The 21670-nt window shown below is 62.6% G+C and carries 19 protein-coding genes; 14 read left to right on the forward strand and 5 right to left on the reverse strand.

Annotated features, from left to right (window positions below):
• Window positions 1-26: 26 nt before the first annotated feature.
• The 4 genes from JWR51_RS03285 to JWR51_RS03300 form a co-directional block, all read right to left on the reverse strand.
• Window positions 27-1877 carry an extracellular solute-binding protein gene (locus tag JWR51_RS03285; protein WP_299743610.1) on the reverse strand — a complete coding sequence of 617 codons (1851 nt, stop codon included), beginning with the start codon at window positions 1875-1877 and terminating at the stop codon, window positions 27-29.
• Between the two features lie 89 nt (window positions 1878-1966).
• Window positions 1967-3556 carry an ABC transporter ATP-binding protein gene (locus JWR51_RS03290; RefSeq protein WP_299743613.1) on the reverse strand — a complete coding sequence of 530 codons (1590 nt, stop codon included), beginning with the start codon at window positions 3554-3556 and terminating at the stop codon, window positions 1967-1969.
• Window positions 3553-4692, reverse strand: a complete 1140-nt coding sequence (locus tag JWR51_RS03295; RefSeq protein WP_299743617.1) for an ABC transporter permease — start codon at window positions 4690-4692, stop codon at window positions 3553-3555. The genes JWR51_RS03290 and JWR51_RS03295 overlap by 4 nt, the downstream gene beginning before the upstream one ends.
• Window positions 4689-5795 (reverse strand): microcin C ABC transporter permease YejB, encoded by a 1107-nt coding sequence (locus JWR51_RS03300; protein ID WP_299743619.1) that lies wholly within the window; start codon window positions 5793-5795, stop codon window positions 4689-4691. The genes JWR51_RS03295 and JWR51_RS03300 overlap by 4 nt, the downstream gene beginning before the upstream one ends.
• A gap of 191 nt (window positions 5796-5986) precedes the next feature.
• On the opposite strand from JWR51_RS03300, the gene JWR51_RS03305 reads away from it, so the two are divergent.
• The 9 genes from JWR51_RS03305 (at window position 5987) to odhB (ending at window position 16572) form a co-directional block, all read left to right on the forward strand.
• Window positions 5987-6214 (forward strand): hypothetical protein, encoded by a 228-nt coding sequence (locus tag JWR51_RS03305; RefSeq protein ID WP_299743622.1) that lies wholly within the window; start codon window positions 5987-5989, stop codon window positions 6212-6214.
• 198 nt (window positions 6215-6412) lie between these two features.
• Window positions 6413-6976 (forward strand): AprI/Inh family metalloprotease inhibitor, encoded by a 564-nt coding sequence (locus tag JWR51_RS03310; protein WP_299743625.1) that lies wholly within the window; start codon window positions 6413-6415, stop codon window positions 6974-6976.
• A gap of 139 nt (window positions 6977-7115) precedes the next feature.
• Window positions 7116-8270: a cell division protein ZapE gene (gene zapE, locus JWR51_RS03315; RefSeq protein WP_299743627.1), complete on the forward strand. Its 1155-nt coding sequence runs from the start codon at window positions 7116-7118 to the stop codon at window positions 8268-8270.
• Between the two features lie 115 nt (window positions 8271-8385).
• On the forward strand, window positions 8386-9348 hold the full coding sequence (gene mdh / locus JWR51_RS03320) for a malate dehydrogenase (RefSeq protein WP_299743629.1): 963 nt from the start codon (window positions 8386-8388) through the stop codon (window positions 9346-9348).
• Between the two features lie 139 nt (window positions 9349-9487).
• A complete protein-coding gene (gene sucC / locus JWR51_RS03325) occupies window positions 9488-10681 on the forward strand; it encodes an ADP-forming succinate--CoA ligase subunit beta (RefSeq protein ID WP_299743631.1) in 1194 nt (397 codons plus the stop codon).
• 4 nt (window positions 10682-10685) lie between these two features.
• Window positions 10686-11057 carry a cupin domain-containing protein gene (locus JWR51_RS03330; protein ID WP_299743633.1) on the forward strand — a complete coding sequence of 124 codons (372 nt, stop codon included), beginning with the start codon at window positions 10686-10688 and terminating at the stop codon, window positions 11055-11057.
• A gap of 8 nt (window positions 11058-11065) precedes the next feature.
• Window positions 11066-11974, forward strand: a complete 909-nt coding sequence (sucD, locus tag JWR51_RS03335) for a succinate--CoA ligase subunit alpha (RefSeq protein ID WP_299743635.1) — start codon at window positions 11066-11068, stop codon at window positions 11972-11974.
• A gap of 196 nt (window positions 11975-12170) precedes the next feature.
• Entirely contained in the window at window positions 12171-15170 is a 3000-nt protein-coding gene (locus tag JWR51_RS03340) for a 2-oxoglutarate dehydrogenase E1 component (protein ID WP_299743638.1), read from the forward strand.
• A gap of 97 nt (window positions 15171-15267) precedes the next feature.
• Window positions 15268-16572 (forward strand): 2-oxoglutarate dehydrogenase complex dihydrolipoyllysine-residue succinyltransferase, encoded by a 1305-nt coding sequence (gene odhB / locus JWR51_RS03345; RefSeq protein WP_299743639.1) that lies wholly within the window; start codon window positions 15268-15270, stop codon window positions 16570-16572.
• Window positions 16573-16584: 12 nt separating this feature from the next.
• Here the strand turns inward: odhB and JWR51_RS03350 are convergent, their stop codons facing one another.
• The gene (locus JWR51_RS03350; protein WP_299743641.1) at window positions 16585-17253 is read right to left on the reverse strand and encodes a hypothetical protein; all 669 of its coding nucleotides are present in this window, start codon (window positions 17251-17253) and stop codon (window positions 16585-16587) included.
• Between the two features lie 43 nt (window positions 17254-17296).
• Between JWR51_RS03350 and JWR51_RS03355 the strand changes: the two genes are divergently transcribed.
• The 5 genes from JWR51_RS03355 (at window position 17297) to lpdA (ending at window position 21662) form a co-directional block, all read left to right on the forward strand.
• Window positions 17297-18055: an SDR family oxidoreductase gene (locus JWR51_RS03355; RefSeq protein ID WP_299743644.1), complete on the forward strand. Its 759-nt coding sequence runs from the start codon at window positions 17297-17299 to the stop codon at window positions 18053-18055.
• A 242-nt stretch (window positions 18056-18297) separates the two neighbouring features.
• Window positions 18298-18747, forward strand: a complete 450-nt coding sequence (locus JWR51_RS03360) for a hypothetical protein (protein ID WP_299743647.1) — start codon at window positions 18298-18300, stop codon at window positions 18745-18747.
• 59 nt (window positions 18748-18806) lie between these two features.
• Window positions 18807-19298: a hypothetical protein gene (locus JWR51_RS03365; protein WP_299743649.1), complete on the forward strand. Its 492-nt coding sequence runs from the start codon at window positions 18807-18809 to the stop codon at window positions 19296-19298.
• Window positions 19299-19600: 302 nt separating this feature from the next.
• Window positions 19601-20233: a LysE family transporter gene (locus JWR51_RS03370; protein WP_299743652.1), complete on the forward strand. Its 633-nt coding sequence runs from the start codon at window positions 19601-19603 to the stop codon at window positions 20231-20233.
• 19 nt (window positions 20234-20252) lie between these two features.
• Window positions 20253-21662 carry a dihydrolipoyl dehydrogenase gene (lpdA, locus tag JWR51_RS03375; protein ID WP_299743654.1) on the forward strand — a complete coding sequence of 470 codons (1410 nt, stop codon included), beginning with the start codon at window positions 20253-20255 and terminating at the stop codon, window positions 21660-21662.
• Window positions 21663-21670 lie beyond the last annotated feature (8 nt).

Consider the following 21670-nt stretch of genomic DNA (forward strand, 5'->3'; position numbering starts at 1 on the left):
CCTCGAACCACGAGGGCGTGCCCCCGCTATTGCCCACCCACCTTGGCCGCCTTGGCGTCGTCGTACCACCAGGTGGTGGGGAAGCCGATCCCGAATTCGGGCAATGGTTCGGGGTGGCTGAAGCGGTCCCAACGGGCGACGCGGGCGGTGCGCAGCGTGTAGCTGGGGACGACGTAGTGGTTGGCCAGCAGCACGCGGTCGAGTGCCTTGGTGGCGGCTTCCAGGGTGTCGCGGTCGGCGGCGTAAATGACCTTGTCGATCAGGGCGTCGACGCCGGGATCGGCGATGCCGGCATAGTTCTGCGAGCCCTCTTCCTTGGCCGAAGCCGAGCCCCAGAAATAGCGCTGCTCATTGCCGGGCGAGAAGGACTGCGCCCAGGCCTCGTAGATCATGTCGTAGTCGAAGCTGCGGACGCGGTTGATATATTGCGGGCCATCGACGATGCGGATGGTGGCATTGATGCCGATCTGGGCAAGGTTGGTCGTGAGGTTGGTGGCGACCGGCTCGATAGTGGGGCTATCGAGCAGGATCTCGAAGCTGAGCTGCGTGCCATTGGCATCGATGAGGCGGTTGCCGTCGAGGTGGTAGCCGGCCTCGGTGAGCAGGCCCAGTGCGGTGCGCAGGTTGGTACGCAATTTTTGCGCGTCGCCGCTGACGGGATTGGTATAGGGCGTGGTGAAGACGCTGGCGGGGATTTTGTCCTTCACCGAATTGAGGATGTCGAGTTCCTTGCCCTCGGGGAGGCCCGACGAGCGGAACGGCAGGCCGAAGAAATAGCTGTCGATGCGCTGATACTGGTTGAAGAACAGGGTTTTTTGCAGTTCCTCGAAATCAAAAGCATAGTTGAGGGCTTCGCGAACGCGCGGGTCCTGGAATTTCGCTTGGCGCAGATTGGGGATGAAGGCCCACATAATGCCCGAGCCGTTATAGGTCTGGGGAAACAGTTCCTTGATGATGCGGCCATCCTTGACGGCGGGAATGTCATAGCCGGTGGCCCAGCCGCGGGCGGAGGGCTCGATCCACCAATCGAACTGATCGCCCTTGAAAGCCTCGAATTCGACGGTCTGGTCGAGGAAATATTCGATGCGATATTGATCGAAATTGTTCTCGCCGACCTGGGTGGGGTGATCCTTGCCCCAATAGTTTTCGACGCGCTTGTAACTGATGGTCTTGCCGGCTTCGAAGCTGGCGAGCTCGTAGGGGCCCGAGCCAAGCGGCGGTTCCAGCGTGGAGGCGCCGATATTGCGCTTATTGCCCTTGGCGTCGGTGCCCTCCCACCAGTGCTGGGGCAGGATCATCAACTGGCCGAGAATCTTGGGCAGTTCACGGTTGCCGGTCTGATCGAAGGTGAAGGTGACTTCGCCGGGAGCGGTCTCGGTGACGCCGGTGACATTGGCGTAATACTGGGCGATTTGCGGGCTCAACTCCTTGGCGGTGTTGAACGACCAGATCACATCGGCGACGGTGACCGGTTCGCCATCGTTCCATTTGGCCTTGGGGTTCATGCGGAAGGTGACCGAGGAATAGTCGGCGGGAAATTTCAACGCCTCGGCCAAGAGGCCATAATCGGTCAGCACCTCGTCCTGCGAGGGGGTCATCAGAGTTTCGTAGATCAGGCCAAGACCACCGGCCACCTCGCCCTTGGGCAGGATGGGATTGAAGGTATCAAAGCCCCCCAGTGCGCCCATACGCACCGTGCCGCCCTTGGGCGCATCGACATTGACGTAGTCGAAATGGGCGAAGCCTTCGGGATATTTTGGCTCGCCGATGGCTGAGCTGGCATGCAGCCAGGTGTCGGGTTTGTCCTGTTGAGCAAGCGCGGGCAGAGCGGGGGCGAGCAGCATAAGGGCGAAGGCGGCGAGGGCTGCGAATTTCATGGGGCGCTCCCGGGCGGATGGCGGTTTTGTGACGGCAGTTTAGGGGGAATGGAGGGGATGTATAGAGGCGATGCGCTCAAGTTTTCGCGTCAGATCACCGCGACATCGAAGGCCGCGGCCATGAGGGCTTTGGTATAGTCTTCCTGCGGGGAGGCGAAGATATCGGCGGCGGGGCCCTGCTCGACGATGCGGCCATTGCGCATGACGATCAGCGTATTGGCAAGGGCGCGGATGACCTTGAGGTCGTGGGAGATGAACATATAGGTGAGGCCGTGCTTTTGTTGCAGCTCGCGCAGCAGGTCGACCACGTTGGCCTGGATCGACACGTCGAGCGCCGAGGTGGGCTCGTCCAGCACAACGAATTTGGGCGACAGCACCATGGCGCGGGCGATGGCGATGCGCTGGCGCTGGCCGCCGGAGAATTCGTGGGGGTAGCGGAAGCGGGTTTCGGGCGGCAGGCCGACCTCCTCCAGCGCCTTGATGACCCGGTCTTCGCGCTCGGCCTTGCCGATACTGGGCGCGTGCACCTCAAGGCCCTCTCCGATGATGCCCGCGACCGAAAGGCGGGGGCTGAGCGAGCCGTAGGGGTCCTGGAAGACGATCTGCATATCGGCGCGGAGCGGGCGCATGGCGCGCCAGGATTTTTGCTGGATTTCATTGCCGAGCACGACGATGCGGCCCTTGGAGGAAATCAGCCGCAGCAGCGCCGCCCCCAGCGTGGATTTGCCCGAGCCGCTTTCGCCGACGACGCCGAGCGTCTCACCCTGGCGGATGGCGACATCGACACCGTCGACGGCCTTGATGTGGCCGACGGTGCGGCGCAGCAGGCCGGCCTTGACGGGGAACCAGACGCGGATGTCGGTAGCTTGTACAACGAGTGGCGCTTCGGTATTGGCCAGAGGCGGCTGGCCCTTGGGCTGGGCGGCGAGCAGGCGCTTGGTATAGGGGTGCTGCGGGCTATCGAAGACCTGGGCGACGGGGCCGGTCTCGACGATTTCGCCCTGGGTCATGACGCAGACGCGGTCGGCGATGCGCCGGACGATGCCAAGGTCATGGGTGATGAACAGCATGGCCATGCCGAGGCGCTGCTGGAGTTGCTTGAGCAGCAGCAGGATCTGGGCCTGGACGGTGACGTCGAGCGCGGTGGTGGGTTCGTCGGCCACGAGCAGGTCGGGCTCGTTGGCGAGTGCCATGGCGATCATGACGCGCTGGCGCTGACCGCCCGAAAGCTGGTGCGGGTAGGACGCAAGGCGGCTGGCCGGATCGGGAATGCCGACCTGTTCGAGCAGTTCGATGGTGCGGGCGCGGGCGGCATTGGCCCGCAGTCCCTTGTGGATGGCGAGGACTTCCTCGACTTGCCGGCCGATGGTGTGGACCGGGTTGAGCGAGGTCATCGGCTCCTGGAAGATCATCGAAATATCGTTGCCGCGCACGGCGCGTAGTTCGGCAGCGGAGACGGAGAGCAGGTTCTTGCCTTTGAAGTTGACCTGGCCGGAGAGCGCCGCGGTGGGCGGCAGCAGCTTGAGGATCGACAATGCGGTGACGGATTTTCCCGACCCGCTCTCGCCGACCAGCGCCACGGTTTCGCCGGGGGCGATATCGAAGGACACCGACCTAGCCGCGGTGCTGGGGCCGAAGGCGATGGTCAGATCGCGGATAGAGAGGAGCGGCGCGGTCATGCCGGTGTCTTCCTTGGATCGAAGGCGTCGCGGACGCCTTCGCCGATGAAGACGAGGAGGGTCATCATGATGGCGATGGTGAAGAAGCCGGTGAGGCCGAGCCAGGGGGCCTGGAGATTGTTCTTGCCCTGCGCCAGCAATTCGCCCAGCGAGGGGGAGCCGACGGGCAGGCCGAAGCCGAGGAAATCGAGCGAGGTCAGCGTGGCGACGGAGCCCGAGAGGATGAAGGGCACGAAGGTCAGGGTGGCGACCATGGCGTTGGGCAGCAGGTGGCGCCACATGATGGTGAGGTTGGAGACGCCCAGCGCGCGGGCGGCGTTGATATATTCGAAATTGCGGCCGCGCAGGAATTCGGCCCGGACAATGCCGACCAGCGATACCCAGGAGAATAGCAGCAGGATGCCGAGCAGCACCCAGAAGCTGGGGGCAATGACGCTGGAGATGATCAGCAGGAGATAAAGCGCCGGGACCGAGGTCCAGATTTCGATGAAGCGCTGGAACAGCAGGTCGGTCCAGCCGCCAAAATAGCCCTGCACGGCGCCGGCGGCGACGCCGATGATGGAAGACAGGACCGTCAGCACGAGGCCGAACAGGATGGAGATGCGGAAGCCGTAGATTAGGCGGGACAGCACGTCGCGGCCGCGATCGTCGGTGCCCAGCCAGTGATAGGTCCCCCAATTGCAGCCGGGGTCGGCGGCGAGCAGGGGATAGCCGGCACAGCGAGCGTCGCGGCTCATCATCCAGCTGGGAGCGACGGCGCCAGACTGAGGGGTGAAACTGTCCACGGTGTTGTAGCTGAAGCGGATGGGCGGCCACAGCATCCAGCCATTGGCGGCGATCTCGTCGGCGATGAACTCGTCGCTGTAGTTGGTATAGGCGAGGAAGCCGCCGAATTTGGACTCGGGGTAATCGACGAAGGCGGGGGTCAGCAATTCGCCCTTGTAGCTGACGAGGATCGGCCGGTCATTGGCGATGAAATCGGAGCCCAGGGTGATGACAAACAGGACGAGGAAAATCCACAGCGACCAGTGACCGCGGCGGTTGCGGCGGAAGGCGTCGAGGCGGCGCCGGTTCATCGGTGACAGCCAGTCGGCGCGCGGTTTGGTGGCGCCGGCCTCGGCGGCGAGCTCGCTCATACCTGGCGGCTTTCGAAATCGATGCGCGGGTCGACCCACATATAGGCGAGATCCGAGATGAGCCCGATGACCAGGCCCAGCAGCGAGAAGACATAGAGCGTGGCGAAGACCACGGGATAATCGCGGCTGGTGATGGCCTCGAATCCCAGGCGCCCAAGGCCGTCGAGCGAGAAGATGGTTTCGATCAGCAGCGAGCCGCCAAAGAAGGCGCCGACGAAAGCGCCGGGGAAGCTGGCGATGATCAGCATCATGGCGTTGCGGAAAACGTGGCGGTAGAGCACCTGGTTTTCGGTGAGACCCTTGGAACGGGCGGTGGTGACGTATTGCTTGCCGATCTCGTCGAGAAACGAATTCTTGGTGAGCATGGTGGTGGTGGCGAAAGCGCCGAGCGCCATGGCGATGATGGGCAGCACCAGATGCCAGAAATAGTCGATGACCTGGCGATACCAGGGGAAGCTGTCAAATCCCGTCGAGGTCAGCCCGCGCAAGGGGAATAGCGACCAGAAGCTGCCGCCGGCGAAGACCACGATCAGGGCGATGGCGATGAGGAACCCCGGAATGGCGTAGCCAACGATGATGACGGTGGAGGTCCAGACGTCGAAGCGCGAGCCTTCGGTGATGGCCTTCTTGATGCCCAGCGGGATGGAAATGCCGTAGGAAATCAGTGTCATCCACAGGCCTAGCGAGATCGAGACCGGCATCTTCTCCTTGATCAGGTCGACCACCGAAATGTCGCGGTAATAGCTGTCGCCAAAATCGAAGCGGAGGTAGTTCCACAGCATCATGCCGAAGCGCTCGAGCGGTGGTTTATCGAAGCCGAACTGCTTTTCGATGCGGGCGATAAGTTCGGGCGACAGGCCGCGCGAGCCGCGATAGGTGGAGCCGTTGGCGGCATTGGCTTGTTGGGGCGCAGCGTCGGTGAAATCGCCGGTATCGCTGCCCGTGACGCGCTGGGTCATCGAGTTCTGGGCGCCGCTCATATTGGCGATGGCCTGTTCGACAGGGCCGCCGGGGGCGAACTGCACGACGAGAAAGGAAATGGCCATGATGCCGAAGACGGTCGGGATCATCAGCAGCAGGCGGCGAAGTATATAGGCGCCCATTCCGTTCCCTTTGACGAGCGTGTCGCCGCGTACCCTAAGTCCTGCCTACCGAGCGGCAAATCACCTTGCGGTGAAACGGCTTGCTGGCGAATGCACCATGCAAGCGGGGGGAATGCAAGCGATGCACGCGTGAGGGGTTGCGGCCAGGACGCGTGCCGGTCAGGATCGAATAGTCCAAGCGGAGGCAATTCATGAGCTTTGAAATCATCGCCCAGGTCGAGGACCCGTCAATGGCGCGGGTGCTGGTGGTGGCGCTTAAGGCGCATGGCTTTCATCCGCTGGAAAGCGGCGAGGGCGGCCTTCCGGGATTGCCGGGGGTGTTCGGTCCCAAGGGCGTGCCGGTGCAGGTGCCCGAGGAGGAAGCGGCGGACGCGCGAGTGCTGGCGGACGACTTGTTGCGCGAAATGCTGGAACCATAGAGTTTGGCGGGCATTGACCCCAAAATGGGCCACATTCACAGGCATTGCTGAGTTCGATAGGTTCGACGATTGAACATGTGGTGTGGTTTGGCTATAAGCCGGCTAAATGTTAACCTTTATTAAGCCTTAGGCAGGAGCAAGCCGATGATGGTTTGGATGCGCGGATCGTTGTCAGCAGTTGGCTTGGTGATGATGGCAATGACTGTCGTCGGGTGCTCGACGGCGTCCAACACGGCTGGTCTCAATACCATTCAGGCGCCCTCGACGCTGCGTCCGGTGCAGGGTTCGACCGTGGCGCAGGGCAGCTTGCCCGCAATCGGCGCGACTGGCGCCCCGGCGCCGGGCCTATCCGGACAGCCGGTGCTGGGTGGCGTTGCCGCGCAGCCAGCAAGCGGGTTCAATACGCTGCCGCCGGTCAATGGCGCGGCGACGCAGACCGCGATGGTCAATGGCCAGTTGGCGCCGATTGCCCAGCCCGGCATGGTCAGTGCTGGCCCCGAAGGTGTGTGGACCGCGCTGGCGGGCACCAGCCAGTGCCGCCTCAACCTGCCACTGACGCTCAAGGAAGGCTCGAACTATTATCGTGCCTCGGCTCCGGGCTGTGCCCTGCCGAGCCTGGCCGCAGTTGCCGGTTGGCAGCAGGTCGGCTCGCAGCTGCAACTCTATGATGTGAATGGCAATATTGCCGGTTCGCTCACGCCAAGCGGCGGCCGTTACATTGGTGTGCTCGGCGGCGGCCAAGCCATCACCATGCAGCGCTAGGATTTGACTGAGGCCGGTCTGCAAACGGCGGTTCACTGCGCTTCCGGTGCTCACGTACAAAAGTACGCTCCGCTCCGGTTCTCGCGAACCACCGTTTTCGACTCGGCCTGAGCCAAATCTCCCAAACTGCAGCGTCGTAGTGACCATTCAAGAAACTTCTCCTCGAACTGAAGGACCCGTCAGTGCTGCTTATGCGGCGTTGGTGGAGCGGGGGGCGTTTGTGGGGGACGGGGCGCAGCGGGAGGCGGCGCGGTTGCTCGATGGGGTGGCCGAGGGGCTGGCAAACGGCAAGCGTGCGGGATTTCTTGCGCGGCTGAGGGACAAGCCGGAGCCCGTGAAGGGGCTCTATCTGTTCGGCGAGGTCGGGCGGGGCAAGACCATGCTGATGGACCTGTTCTTTGCCAATGTGCCCATCGGCCAAAAGCGGCGGGTGCATTTCCACGAATTCATGGATGAGATCCATGCGGGGATCGCGGCGTTTCGCAAGAAGGCGAAAGCCAAGGGCGACGATGGCGACCCGATCGAGGCGGTGGTCAAGCCGATTATCAAGTCGGGACTTCGGCTGTTGTGCCTCGATGAATTCCATGTTCACGACATCACCAATGCGATGCTGCTGTATCGGCTGTTCGACAAGCTGTTCGTGGCCGGGGTGACTTTGGTGGCGACCAGCAATGTGGCGCCGGATGGACTCTACAAGGATGGGCTCAATCGCGAATTGTTCGTCCCGTTCATCAAGCTTTTGAAAGAGCGTACGCTGGTGGCGGAATTGCCGGCGGCGCGGGATTATCGGCGGCTGAAATTTGCCGGGCAGGATGTTTATTACTTTGGGACCGGTCCGGCGGCGCGGGCGGCAATGGACAAGCTGTGGTTGCGCATCACCGGGGGCGAGGCGGGCGCGCCGGCGAGCGTCGAGAGCATCGGACGACAAATCGCCGTGCCGCTGGCGGCGCTGGGGGCGGCGCGGTTCGGGTTTGCTGACCTCTGCGAAAAGCCGCTGGGATCGCGTGATTTCGTCAGGATCGCGCACGCGTTCGATTCGATCATCATCGATGATGTGCCGCAAATGGACCGGACGCGCAGCGACTGGGCCAAGCGGTTTATCCTCTTGATCGACAACCTCTATGATCGCGGGGTGAAGCTGGGGGCCAGCTTCGCCGTGCCGTTGGAGCAGTTGGCGAGCGACGACAAGACGGCGTTCGAGTTCCAGCGCACCGTGTCGCGGCTGATCGAAATGCAGTCGGAAGACTATCTGGCACAGGGCTTGCGGGACGCGGGGGCTGCCGAACCGGCATAGGGCCTTGACCCATGGGCATGGCTGCAAAGCCCTTTAAGACGAAGGGTTCACTTGCCCTGAAATGGGTACAGGGTTAAGAGGTGCGCCAAATCAACGCAGTCGGAGATTGAGGCTTATGGCGCGCAAAAAGATCGCTCTCATCGGTTCGGGGCAGATCGGTGGAACTCTGGCTCATCTGGCGGCCATGAAAGATCTGGGCGATATCGTGCTGTTCGACATTGTCGACGGCGTGCCGCAGGGCAAGGCTCTGGATATTTCCCAGTCCGCCCCGGTCGAAGGCTATGACGCCAAGATCACCGGCACCTCCAAATACGAAGACCTCAAAGGCGCCGATGTGGTGATCGTCACCGCCGGCGTGCCGCGCAAGCCGGGCATGAGCCGCGACGACCTGCTGGAAATCAACCTCAAGGTGATGGAGCAGGTTGGCGCGGGTATCGCCAAGTATGCGCCCAAGGCTTTCGTCATCTGCATCACCAACCCGCTCGACGCGATGGTTTGGGCGCTGCAGAAGTTCTCGGGCCTGCCCACCAACATGGTGATCGGCATGGCGGGCGTGCTGGACTCTTCGCGCTTCGTGCATTTCATCGCCGACGAACTCAAGGTTTCGGTCGAAGATATCAATGCCTTCGTGATGGGCGGCCACGGCGACACCATGGTGCCGCTGGTGCGCTATTCGACCGTTGCGGGCATTCCGCTGACCGACATCGTCAAGATGGGCTGGATGAGCAAGGAAAAGCTCGACGCCATCGTTCAGCGTACCCGCGATGGCGGCGCCGAAATCGTCGGCCTGCTCAAGACCGGCTCGGCTTTCTATGCGCCGGCCACTTCGGCAATCGCGATGGCGGAAAGCTATCTCAAGGACAAGAAGCGCGTGCTGCCGGCAGCGGCGTTCCTCGATGGCCAATATGGCGTCAAGGGCACCTATGTGGGCGTGCCGGTGGTGATCGGGGCCGGTGGCGCTGAGAAAGTCATCGAAATTTCACTTAATAGTGCTGAACAGAAGGCGTTCGACAAGTCCGTTGGGGCTGTCGAGGGGCTGATCGAGGCGTGCAAGGTCATTGCGCCGAAGCTGAAGTGACAAACCGCGGAGTCATCCCCGCGAAAGCGGGGACCTCCGTTTCTCTTTTGGCATCGCCAACAGAGGTTCCCGCCTTTGCGGGAATGACCCGGTGATAGGGTGTTGACCGGTGCACCAGGCCCATCCAAGGGGACTTTGAATGAATATCCACGAACACCAGGCCAAGGCGCTGCTGAAGGCTTATGGCGCGCCGGTGGCTGACGGCGTCGCGATTTTCTCCGCTGACGAGGCGGCCGCGGCGGCCAAGTCGCTGCCAGGGCCGCTTTATGTGGTCAAGAGCCAGATCCATGCGGGCGGGCGCGGCAAGGGTAAGTTCAAGGAACTCGGTCCCGATGCCAAAGGCGGCGTGCGGCTGGCCCGGACAATCGAGGACGTGGTTGCGTTCTCCAAGGAAATGCTCGGCAATACGCTGGTGACCAAGCAGACCGGCCCGGCCGGCAAGCAGGTCAATCGCCTCTATATCGAAGACGGCGCCGATATCGCCCGCGAACTCTATTGCTCGCTGCTGGTCGATCGCGGCACCGGGCGGGTGTCGTTCGTGGTGTCGACCGAAGGCGGCATGGATATCGAGGCCGTCGCCCATGATACCCCGGAAAAGATCATCGCCGTGGATATCGATCCGCTGGCCGGCGTGACCGACAAGGACGTGGCCGAGATCGTCGCCGCGCTCAAGCTCGATGGCGACGCCAAGGTCGATGCGGCCAAGCTGTTCCCAATCCTCTACAAGGCCTTCGTCGAGACCGACATGAGCCTGCTCGAAGTCAATCCGCTGATCGTTCTGACCGACGGCCATCTGCGCGTGCTCGACGCCAAGGTCAGCTTCGACAACAACGCGGCGTTCCGGCATCCCGAGCTGGCCGAGCTGCGCGACCTCAGCGAAGAAGACGCCAAGGAAATCGAAGCGTCCAAGTTCGACCTGGCCTACGTGGCGCTGGATGGAAACATCGGCTGCATGGTCAATGGGGCGGGCCTCGCCATGTCGACCATGGACATCATCAAGCTCTATGGCGCGGAGCCGGCGAACTTCCTCGACGTTGGCGGCGGCGCCACCAAGGAGAAGGTGACGGCAGCGTTCAAGATCATCACCGCCGATCCGGCAGTTGAAGGCATCCTGGTCAATATCTTTGGCGGCATCATGCGCTGCGACGTCATCGCCGAGGGCGTGATCGCCGCAGTCAAGGAAGTCGGACTGCAGGTGCCTCTCGTCGTGCGGCTGGAAGGCACGCGCGTTAAGGAAGGCAAGGAAATCCTCAACCAGAGCGGGTTGAACGTGATTTCGGCTGACGATCTCGATGACGCCGCACAGAAGATCGTGGCGGCGGTGAAGGGCTAGGCCGATGGCCCCCCGCAAGATCAACCTGGTCGAGGCGGCCGAGGCTGGCATCAAGGGTGTGTGGCAGCCCCATATCGCCGGCGATGTCAACGACAGCCAAGTCAAGATCGCCAAGTTCGGCGAAGTCTTTGACTGGCACGCGCACGAGCAAGAGGACGAAGCGTTCCTCGTGCTCAAGGGCCGCATCGCCATCGATTTTCGCGACGGCGTGGTGGAACTGGGCGAGGGCGAATTCCTCGTCGTGCCCAAGGCCACCGAGCACAGGCCACGCGCGCTGACCCATGAGCCGATCGTGCTCATGGTGGAACCTTCGACGACGCTCAATACCGGCAATGCGACAAGCGCGCTGACCGTCACCGAACTCAATCGACTGTAGGAAAATCCATGTCCATTCTGGTCAATAAAGACACCAAGGTTCTCGTGCAGGGGCTGACCGGCAAGACCGGGACGTTCCACACCGAACAGGCGCTGGCCTACTACGGCACCCAGATGGTGGGCGGGGTGAACCCCAAGAAGGCCGGCGAGACCTGGACCAGCGGCGTGGATGCTTCGGCATCGCTGCCGGTGTTCGCGTCGGTCGCCGAGGGCAAGGAGCGCACTGGCGCGACGGCATCGGTCGTCTATGTGCCGCCTCCGGGGGCGGCCGCAGCCATCATCGAAGCCATCGAGGCGGAAATTCCGCTGATCGTGTGCATCACCGAAGGCATTCCGGTGCTCGACATGGTGCGGGTCAAGGCGCGGCTGGAAGGCTCCAAGTCTCGCCTGCTCGGGCCGAACTGCCCGGGCGTGCTGACGCCGGAAGAATGCAAGATCGGCATCATGCCGGGTTCGATCTTCTCGAAGGGGTCGGTGGGCATTGTTTCCCGCTCGGGCACGCTTACCTATGAGGCAGTGTTCCAGACCACCAATGAAGGCCTTGGCCAGACCACCGCTGTCGGGATCGGCGGCGACCCTGTCAAGGGCACCGAGTTCATCGATATCCTCGAAATGTTCCTCGCCGACGAAGCAACGAAATCGATCATCATGATCGGCGAAATCGGCGGTTCCGCCGAGGAAGACGCCGCGCAGTTCCTGATCGACGAGGCCAAGAAGGGCCGCAAGAAGCCGATGGCCGGCTTCATCGCGGGCCTGACGGCACCGGCCGGGCGCACGATGGGCCATGCTGGCGCCGTAATTTCGGGTGGTAAGGGCGGCGCTGAAGACAAGATCGCCGCGATGGAAGCGGCGGGCATCAAGGTGTCCAAGTCGCCGGCACGCATCGGCAAGACCCTTGCCGAAGTCTTGAAGGGTTAAACTCGACCGTGTGATGCAATTCATCATTGCGGTCACAATTGAATGATAGGCAACGCGCACCCGGCGCGTTGTGGCCGGTAACAGGATACTAAGGATGTGCGGGCAGTATCCGGTTCAAACGCAATGACCGCATGTGGCCGGAGTTACCCGGCCCGTTCAGAAGGATGGCGGGGCGTGGGCCTCGCGACAAAAAGCGATGACACGACAGGAAAAGAACGACACGTTCTTGCTGACCTCGTTCCTCTATGGTGGGAACGCCGACTACATCGAGCAACTCTATTCCAGCTTCAAGGCTGATCCGTCCAGCGTCGATCCGACCTGGGCGAGCTTTTTCGGCAAGCTGGACGATACCGGTAGCGACGCCAAGAAGAGCGCTGATGGCCCGAGCTGGGGCCGCAAGGACTGGCCGCAGAGCGCCAATGGCGAACTGGTCAGCGCGCTGGACGGCAACTGGGGCGAAATCGCCATCAAGACCGAAAAGGTCATGGCCAAGAAGGCCGAAGCCACTGGCGCTCCCGCAGCGACGGCGGCCGATGTGCTGCAGGCGACGCGCGACAGCATCCGCGCCATCATGATGATCCGTGCCTATCGCATGCGCGGGCATCTGCATGCCGATCTCGACCCGCTCAAGCTCAAGGCCGACGAGCCGGCGCCGGAACTCGATCCGCGCAGCTATGGCTTCACCGAGGCTGATTTCAGCCGCAAGATTTTCATCGATAACTATCTGGGGCTGGAATACGCCACGATCCCCGAAATGCTGGCGATCCTGGAACGCACCTATTGCGGCACGGTCGGCATCGAATTCATGCATATCTCCGATCCCGAAGCCAAGCAGTGGATTCAGGAGCGTATCGAGGGACCGGAGAAGGAAATCACCTTCACGCCCGAGGGCAAGAAGGCGATCCTGTCCAAGCTGATCGAGGCCGAGGGCTTTGAGAAGTTCCTCGACGTCAAGTTCACCGGCACCAAGCGGTTTGGCCTCGATGGCTCGGAATCGCTGATCCCGGCGCTGGAGCAGATCATCAAGCGCGGCGGCGCCATGGGCATCAAGGACATCGTCCTGGGCATGGCGCATCGCGGGCGGCTGAACGTTCTGACGCAGGTGATGCACAAGCCGCACCGCGCGCTGTTCCATGAGTTCAAGGGCGGCGCTTACTATCCCGAGGACGTGGAAGGTTCGGGCGACGTCAAGTATCACCTGGGCGCTTCGTCGGACCGCGAGTTCGATGGCAACAAGGTGCATCTGTCGCTGACGGCGAACCCCAGCCATTTGGAGATCGTCGATCCGGTGGTGCTGGGCAAGGCGCGCGCCAAGCAGGACCAGCATATCTCGCCGGACAACAAGCTGATCAATATTGCCACCGACGGCAAGCCGGACCGCTCCATGGTGCTGCCGCTGCTGCTGCATGGCGATGCGGCGTTTGCCGGGCAGGGCGTGATCGCCGAATGCCTGGGGTTGTCGGGCCTCAAGGGCCATCGTACGGGCGGCTCGATCCACTTCGTCATCAATAACCAGATCGGCTTCACCACCAGCCCGCTCTATTCGCGCTCTTCGCCCTATCCGACCGATGTGGCCAAGATGATCGAAGCGCCGGTGCTGCATGTGAACGGGGATGACCCGGAAGCGGTGGTGTTCGCCGCCAAGATCGCCGTGGAATTCCGCCAGAAGTTCGGTCGCCCGGTGGTGATCGACATGTTCTGCTATCGCCGCTTCGGGCACAACGAAGGCGACGAGCCTTCGTTCACCCAGCCGATGATGTATTCCAAGATCCGCGCGCACAAGACGACGCTGGAGATCTATTCGGAAAAGCTGATCGCCGAAGGCTTGCTGACGGCCGAGCAGCTCGAAGAGCAGAAGGCCGGCTGGCGCGCGCATCTGGAAGGCGAATTCCAGGCTGGGCAGGACTATCGCCCCAACAAGGCCGACTGGCTCGATGGTGCCTGGAGGGACCTGCGTCCGGCCGAGCAGGAAGGCCCGCGCCGCGGCGATACCGGCGTGGCGATCGATACGCTGGCCAAGCTGGGCGCCAAGCTGAGCTATGTGCCGGCCGATTTCAACGTCCACAAGACGGTCAAGCGGTTCATGGACAATCGCCTGGCTGCGATCGAGGCGGGCGAGGGGATCGACTGGGCGACGGCGGAAGCGCTGGCATTCGGCACGCTGGTCACCGAGGGGCACCCGGTGCGCCTCAGCGGCCAGGACGTGGAACGCGGCACCTTCAGCCAGCGCCATTCGGTGCTGAACGACCAGGTGGACGACCACACCTATACGCCGCTCAATAACCTCTCCGAAGACCAGAGCCGCTACGAAGTCATCAACTCGATGCTCTCGGAAGAGGCGGTGCTGGGCTTTGAGTATGGCTATTCGCTGGCCGAACCGAAGGCGCTGACGATCTGGGAAGCCCAGTTCGGCGATTTCGTGAATGGCGCGCAGGTAGTGATCGACCAGTTCATCTCCTCGGGCGAGCGCAAGTGGTTCCGCATGAGCGGCCTCGTGATGCTGCTGCCGCATGGTTATGAAGGGCAGGGCCCGGAGCATTCCTCCGCGCGTCCCGAGCGCTTCCTGCAGCTCTGCGCGGAAGACAATATGCAGGTTGCCAACTGCACGACGCCGGCGAACTATTTCCACGCCCTGCGCCGCCAGGTGACCCGCGATTTCCGCAAGCCGCTGATCCTGATGACGCCGAAGAGCTTGCTGCGCCACAAGCGAGCCACCTCGGGCCTCAACGAAATGGGGCCGGATTCGTGCTTCCATCGCCTATTGTGGGACGATGCCGAAGCGCCCGGCGCGCCCAAGACGACGGTGCGGCTGGCGAGCGACGACAAGATCCGCCGCGTCGTGGTCTGCACCGGCAAGGTCTATTATGACCTCTTGGAGGACCGCGAGAAGAAGGGCATCAACGATGTCTATCTGCTGCGGCTGGAGCAGCTTTATCCGTTCCCCGCCAAGGCGTTGCTGGACGAATTGAACCGCTTCCCCAATGCAGACATCGTCTGGTGCCAGGAAGAGCCGAAGAACATGGGCGCCTGGGCGTTCATCCAGCCCTATGTGGAATGGGTGTTCGACCAGATGGGCCGCAACGGTCAGCGCGTGCGCTATGTCGGCCGGCCGGCCTCGGCCTCGACCGCGACGGGCCTGATGCGCACGCACTTGGCCCAGTTGCAAGCGTTCCTCGATGAGGCGTATGCCAGCTAACAAGCCAATGATGGCGCTTCAAAGTGCCATCATTGCGCGCTAATTTGTAGCGTCCCGCTCAGGGGCGCTTGAGACATAAAAAAAGGACCTGCCAATTATGTCGACCGAAATCCGGGTGCCGACCCTGGGCGAGAGCGTTACCGAAGCCACGATCGGGCAATGGTTCAAGAAGGTGGGCGACACCGTCGCTGCCGACGAACCACTGGTCGAGCTGGAGACCGACAAGGTCACCATCGAAGTGCCGGCCCCCGCAGCCGGCGTGCTGGAAGCCATTGCGGCCAATCCGGGCGACACGGTTGACGTCGGCGCATTGCTGGGCGCCATCGGTGGTGCCGGTGCGGTGGTGACACCCAAGCCGGTCGAGGCCAAGGCGGCCGTTCCGGCGGCGAATGCCGCTGGCCCTGAGCCGATCAAGCCGGCTGTGGCCGGCGCAGCCCCGGTCAATGGCACCACGATGCCACCGGCTCCGGCGGCGCAGAAGCTGATCAACGAGAACGACATCAACGGCTCGGAAATCGAAGGTTCGGGCAAGCGCGGGCAGGTGCTCAAGGAAGACGTGCTGGCAGCTTTGAGCCGTCCGCTGACGCCGCCGGCTGCGCCTGCAGCCCAGGCTGCGGTGCCCGCGGTCGCTGAAGTCACGAAGCCCGTCGAGGCCCCCAAAGCTCCCGCCGCGCCACGTGCACCGGTCGCTGCCGACGACGCATCGCGCGAAGAGCGGGTCAAGATGACCCGGCTGCGCCAGACCATTGCGCGCCGCCTGAAGGATGCCCAGAACACCGCCGCCATGCTGACCACTTTCAACGAGGTGGACATGAAGCCGGTGATGGATTTGCGCAATTCCTACAAGGAGTTGTTCGAGAAGAAGCATGGCGTCAAGCTCGGCTTCATGGGCTTTTTCACCAAGGCCGTGGTGCATGCGCTCAAGGAAATCCCCTCGATCAATGCCGAGATCGATGGCGACGACCTGATCTACAAGAACTACGCCCACATTGGCGTGGCCGTGGGCACCGAAAAGGGCCTGGTCGTGCCTGTCGTGCGCAATGCCGATACGATGTCGATCGCCGAGATCGAGAAGTCGATCAACGTGCTTGGCAAGAAGGCGCGCGACGGACAGTTGTCGATGGCCGATATGCAGGGCGGCACCTTCACCATCTCCAATGGTGGTGTATATGGCTCGCTGATGTCGACGCCGATTTTGAATGCGCCGCAGTCGGGCATTCTGGGCATGCACAAGATCCAAGAGCGGCCGATTGCCGTGAATGGCGAAGTGGTCGTACGGCCGATGATGTATCTGGCGCTGAGCTATGATCACCGCGTGGTCGACGGCAAGGAAGCTGTTACCTTCCTCGTGCGCGTCAAGGAAAGCCTTGAGGCGCCGGAGCGGCTGGTGCTGGACCTGTAACGGTCGACACATTCATTTTTGAAAGGGCGCGGGTGACCGCGCCTTTTTTTGTTTGGGCGGCTGTCGGGCCTTGATATCGCCGGTGACGGCGATGGTTGGCACCCGAAAGCCCATGGCGATCCAGGAGCCGAGCAACTTGGCGTAGAACCCGGCGGTTGCCATTGCGCCAGCGGGGATATCGCCAGTGAGCTCAGTACCCGGTGGCAGGTCGCCGGTCTGGGTGCGCAGGTTGAGCGGGGGCAGAGGCTTCCCGGCCCAGAGCCCGGCATAGAGGCTCAGCCAGTGGCCGTTCTTGAATTCGGTGAAGATGGGGGTGTTGCAACAGTTGGCGAGCACGCGCCGGGTGGGCGAGGTCGGCGTCAGGTGAAACTGGACGAGGTTTTGGGTGCCGTCTGGAAAGCGAACGCGATCCTTTCGGTAGAGCAGATAGTGGGTTCCGCCATTGGCTTCCTGGAGTGGAAAGGCTGGTGGTACGGAAGCGAGCCGGGCGCCAGCCTCTCGGCAACTCGTGCAATGACATTCCGCGTTGATGAGCGGCTCGCCGATGACCTCAAGGTGGAACTGGCCGCAGGCACAGCTCAAGCGTGTCGTGGAGTGGGGCATCGGAACGCAGATCCTTTTGGCGACGACGAAAGCGGCTGCATCTCGACCCTGGGGAGGTGCGGAGAGGGGTGCGCCCATCAACATTACGTCCTAGACTGTACACATCCAGGGAGATTTGGCGATGTCTGACAAGGTTCTGATCGTTACCGGCGGGTCGCGCGGGATTGGCGCGGCGACGGCGGTGTTGGCGGCGGAGCGGGGTTATGGGGTCATCGTCAATTATGCGGGCAATGTCGAAGCGGCGGAGCGAGTTTGCGCGACGGTCCATGGCAAGGGTGGCGAGGCCGTGGCGGTGCGGGGCGATGTGACGCTGGAGGCGGATATCGACCATATTTTCGCCGCGGCCGATCGCATGGGGAGGCTGGCGGGACTGGTCAATAACGCTGGGACGATCGAGCCCAGCATTCGGGTCGAGGATTTGGACCTGGCGCGGTTGCAGCGGATTTTCGCGGTCAATACGTTCGGGTCGATCCTATGCGCCGGGCGCGCAGTGCGGCGGATGTCGACCAAGTTCGGCGGGCAGGGCGGGGCCATCGTCAATGTGACGTCAGCGGCGGCCAAGCTGGGCGCACCCAATACCTATGTGGATTACGCGGCGGCCAAGGGCGCCATCGACAGCTTCACCGTCGGGCTGGCGCTGGAAGTGGCGGGCGACGGTATTCGGGTCAATGGCGTACGGCCGGGCATTATAGCCACCGATATCCATGCGGCGGGTGGCGATCCGGACCGGGCAAGCCGGCTTGGACCATCGCTGCCGATCCCGCGGCCGGGCACGGCGGAGGAGGTGGCGAGGGCGATTTTGTGGCTGCTGTCGGATGAGGCCAGTTACACCACCGGCTCGGTGATCAATGTGACGGGCGGCCGGGGGATCGCGCCCTAGGCGATTGGTTGCCGCCGTCGGTCTTGCGTTCGTTGAAGAGACCCCTCCCCGCAAGGGGCAGCGAAGGGAGGGGCGCTGGGCGGCAGGGAGGCCGCTACATCGATTCGGCTAGGCGAATTTGCCGATTATCTCGTGCAAAAGTGATGGCCCAACCGGTGCACAGCAACAAGCGGGCAAGGTTTTGCCGGTATCAGCCCCCTAAAGGTGCTATGGCGCGGGTTGAGTGTTCCGGAGTGGTTTGGTTGACGGGTTTGAGAGCGGTTGCATGCGTGGCGATGGTGGTGCTGACGGGCGGGGTGGCCAAGGGGCAGGACGGCGACGCCAAGCTGGTCGGTGAGTTGATGGCGTTTCACGCCTCGGCCGCCATCGTTTCGGCGATGACCTCGCATTGCTACGAAACCACCGGGCTTGACGGCGCCTATGAGGAAGCCGGCGACAACTGGTATCTGCGCAATGTGGGATTTCTGGACCTAGCCGACCGGGTGATCGAGCGGCTGGGTGGCGGCGCGCCGGGGCAGCTTGAAACGGCCGAGACTTATGGCGGGGCGCAGATCATGGCCGCCTATAACCAGGCCGGGGACAAGGAGGAGTTTTGTCGCAACTTCCTGGCCGAGGTCGAGGGCGGGGCGATGGATATCGATAAACAGTTGTCGGGCCCATTAAAAAAGGCCCAGGAAATCGCCTCGCAGTGAAAGCATGACTTGGCGGACGGCGCCGATGCGATAAGCTCATCATCGCGGGGAGGGCGGCGATGCGGCTGTTGGGGGCGTTGTTGGTGGTGGCGGGAGTGATCGCGCCGGCATTGGGAGCAGAGTGCCCGCTGGTGAATGCGCGCTACGATCAGCCGGGCAGCGACTGGATCATCGAATTTCATGAAGTGCCGGTTTCGGCGATGGTCAACCAGACCGCCGCCTTCACCATGACCCTGCCCAAATCCGGCGTGGTGCTGCGCGGCGACGTGTGGCAGCCGAACGGTTACGCGCAATCCTGGGGCGCTTTGGAAGGCCCCTGCGATCCTAAGGCCGACGCCAAGAAGGTGCAGACCTGCCGCCTGTGGGAAGCGGTGGTCTATACCGAGATGGTGAACGGCATCAGCGTGCTGGCGAGCAATGATCTGGCGCCGGCACCGCTGCAGATCCTGTTGCCACAACTGACCTCGGCGATGTGGTATTCGAGCTATCGGCGCGAGTTTAATGACGCCGATCCGGGCGATGTGTTCACTTTTGCCGGGTGTGCAAGGTAGCGGCTGGCTTTCTAGCATCAGCACGCGATTCATCCCCACCCCCTGCCTTCCCGCGGACTTGATCCGCGGGCCTCTATCGGTATGGCACAAGCGGCCAGTGGCCCGCGGGTCAAGCCCGCGGGAAGGACAGGTGTGAGATTTGGGTAAGCAGGAGCGCCAGCGGCTGGAGAGAAAATGCAGTCGGCTGGAGTGCCCCATCCGCTTTCTACGTGCAGAATGGGCTGATGAGACCGCCGGATTTCGGCTTTCGCCCCAGCGACGCCCCGTATAGGTATGGATCGTCATAACTGCGCGGTGGTCCGATGAGCTTTCCATGGTTTGAATTTGCCGGCCTGATGCTGGCATTCGCCATCAATGCGGTCATTCCGGGCGCGGATTTCGCCATGGTGCTGCGGCAATCGATTGCGCAGGATCGGCGGGCGGCTTTGTTCACCTCGGCGGGGATCGCCACCTCGATCCTGGTGCATGGCAGTTACACGCTGCTGGGCGTTGGCGTGATCGTGGGGCAGTCGCTGCTGCTGTTCAACATTTTGAAATGGGCGGGCGCCGCTTATCTGGTGTGGCTGGCGATCGCGGCGCTGCGCAGTCCAGCGCCGACGCCGCCGATCATTGGGGATGAGAGCGAGGCGCGGCGCAGCGATTGGGCGGCGTTCGGCCTGGGTTTTTTGACCAACCTGCTCAACCCCAAGGCGGTGCTGTTTTTCCTCGCGCTGTTCACCACGCTCGTGTCCGCGCATACCGGCGGCGACATCAAGGTGTTCTATGTGCTGTGCATGAGCATGATGCTTTTTGCCTGGTTTGCGCTGGTGTCGATTTTCTTTACGACGGCTAGCGTGCGACAGGGCTTTTTCCGTCTGGGCCGGTGGTTTAATCGTGTCACCGGCATTACATTCATTTTACTGGCCATTCGTGTAGCAGTGGCACAGCAGCACTAGCAGTTTGGGGCTTTCCATCATGGCAGACGCGTTCGATCTCACCATCATCGGCTCGGGTCCGGGCGGCTATGTCGCGGCAATCCGTGCGGCCCAACTGGGGATGAAGGTTGCGGTGGTGGAGAAGTGGAGCACGCTGGGAGGCACCTGCCTCAATATCGGCTGCATCCCCTCCAAGGCGCTGCTGCATGCCAGCGAAATGTTCGAGGAGGCCGGCCACGGCTTCAAGGCGCTGGGGATCGATATTCCGGCGCCGGTGCTGAACCTGCCACAGATGATGAACCACAAGATCGACACGGTGGCCGCCAATGTGGGCGGGGTGGATTATCTGTTCAAGAAAAACAAGATCACCACGTTCCGCGGCATCGGCACCATTGCGGCGCCGGGCAAGGTATTCGTGACGCCCGAGAATGGCGCACGCACCGAGATTGAGACCAAGAACATCGTCATCGCCTCGGGGTCGGTTTCCGCCAACCTGCCGGGAATCGAAATCGACGAGAAGCAGATCGTGACTTCGACCGGGGCGCTGAACCTGGACAAGGTGCCGAAGCGCCTGCTGGTGATCGGCGCGGGCGTGATCGGGCTGGAACTGGGTTCGGTCTGGGCGCGGCTGGGGTCGCAGGTGACCGTGGTCGAGTTCCTCGACCGGATTTTGCCGGGCATGGACAGCGAAGTGGCGCGGCAATTCCAGCGCATGCTGCAAAAGCAGGGCATGGAATTCAAGCTGTCGAGCAAGGTCGCGGGCATCGACAAGCAGGATGATGGCTCGCTCAAGGTGCGGATCGAGCCGGCCAAGGGCGGCGACATGGAGCTGCTGGATGCCGACGTGGCGCTGGTGGCGATCGGGCGGAAGCCGTTCACCGACGGGCTGGGGCTGGATATCGTCGGCGTGGCGCTGGACGAGCGTGGGCGCGTGCGCGTCGATGCGCAGTTCAAGACTTCGGTGGATGGCATCTATGCCATTGGCGATGTGATCGCCGGGCCGATGCTGGCGCACAAGGCTGAGGACGAGGGCATTGCGGTGGCCGAGATTCTCAATGGGCAGGCCGGGCATGTGAACTACGCGGCAATGCCGGCGGTGGTGTACACCAATCCGGAAATCGCCACGGTCGGCAAGACCGAGGACGAACTCAAGGCCGAGGGCATCAACTACAAGATCGGCAAGTTCCCGTTCACCGCCAATGGCCGCGCCAAGGCGATGCTGGCGACGCAGGGCTTCGTCAAGATTTTGGCGGATGTCGAGACCGACCGGGTGCTGGGCGCTCATATCGTGGGCAAGAATGCCGGCGAGATGATCCACGAACTGGTGGTGCTGATGGAGTTCTCGGGTTCGGCCGAAGACCTGTCGCGGACCACGCATGCGCATCCGACACTGTCGGAAGCGGTGCGCGAGGCGGCACTGTCGCTCGAGGATGGCGCGATCCATATTTAGGCAGGAGA

Source organism: Devosia sp., assembly GCF_028290625.1.
GTDB lineage: Bacteria > Pseudomonadota > Alphaproteobacteria > Rhizobiales > Devosiaceae > Devosia.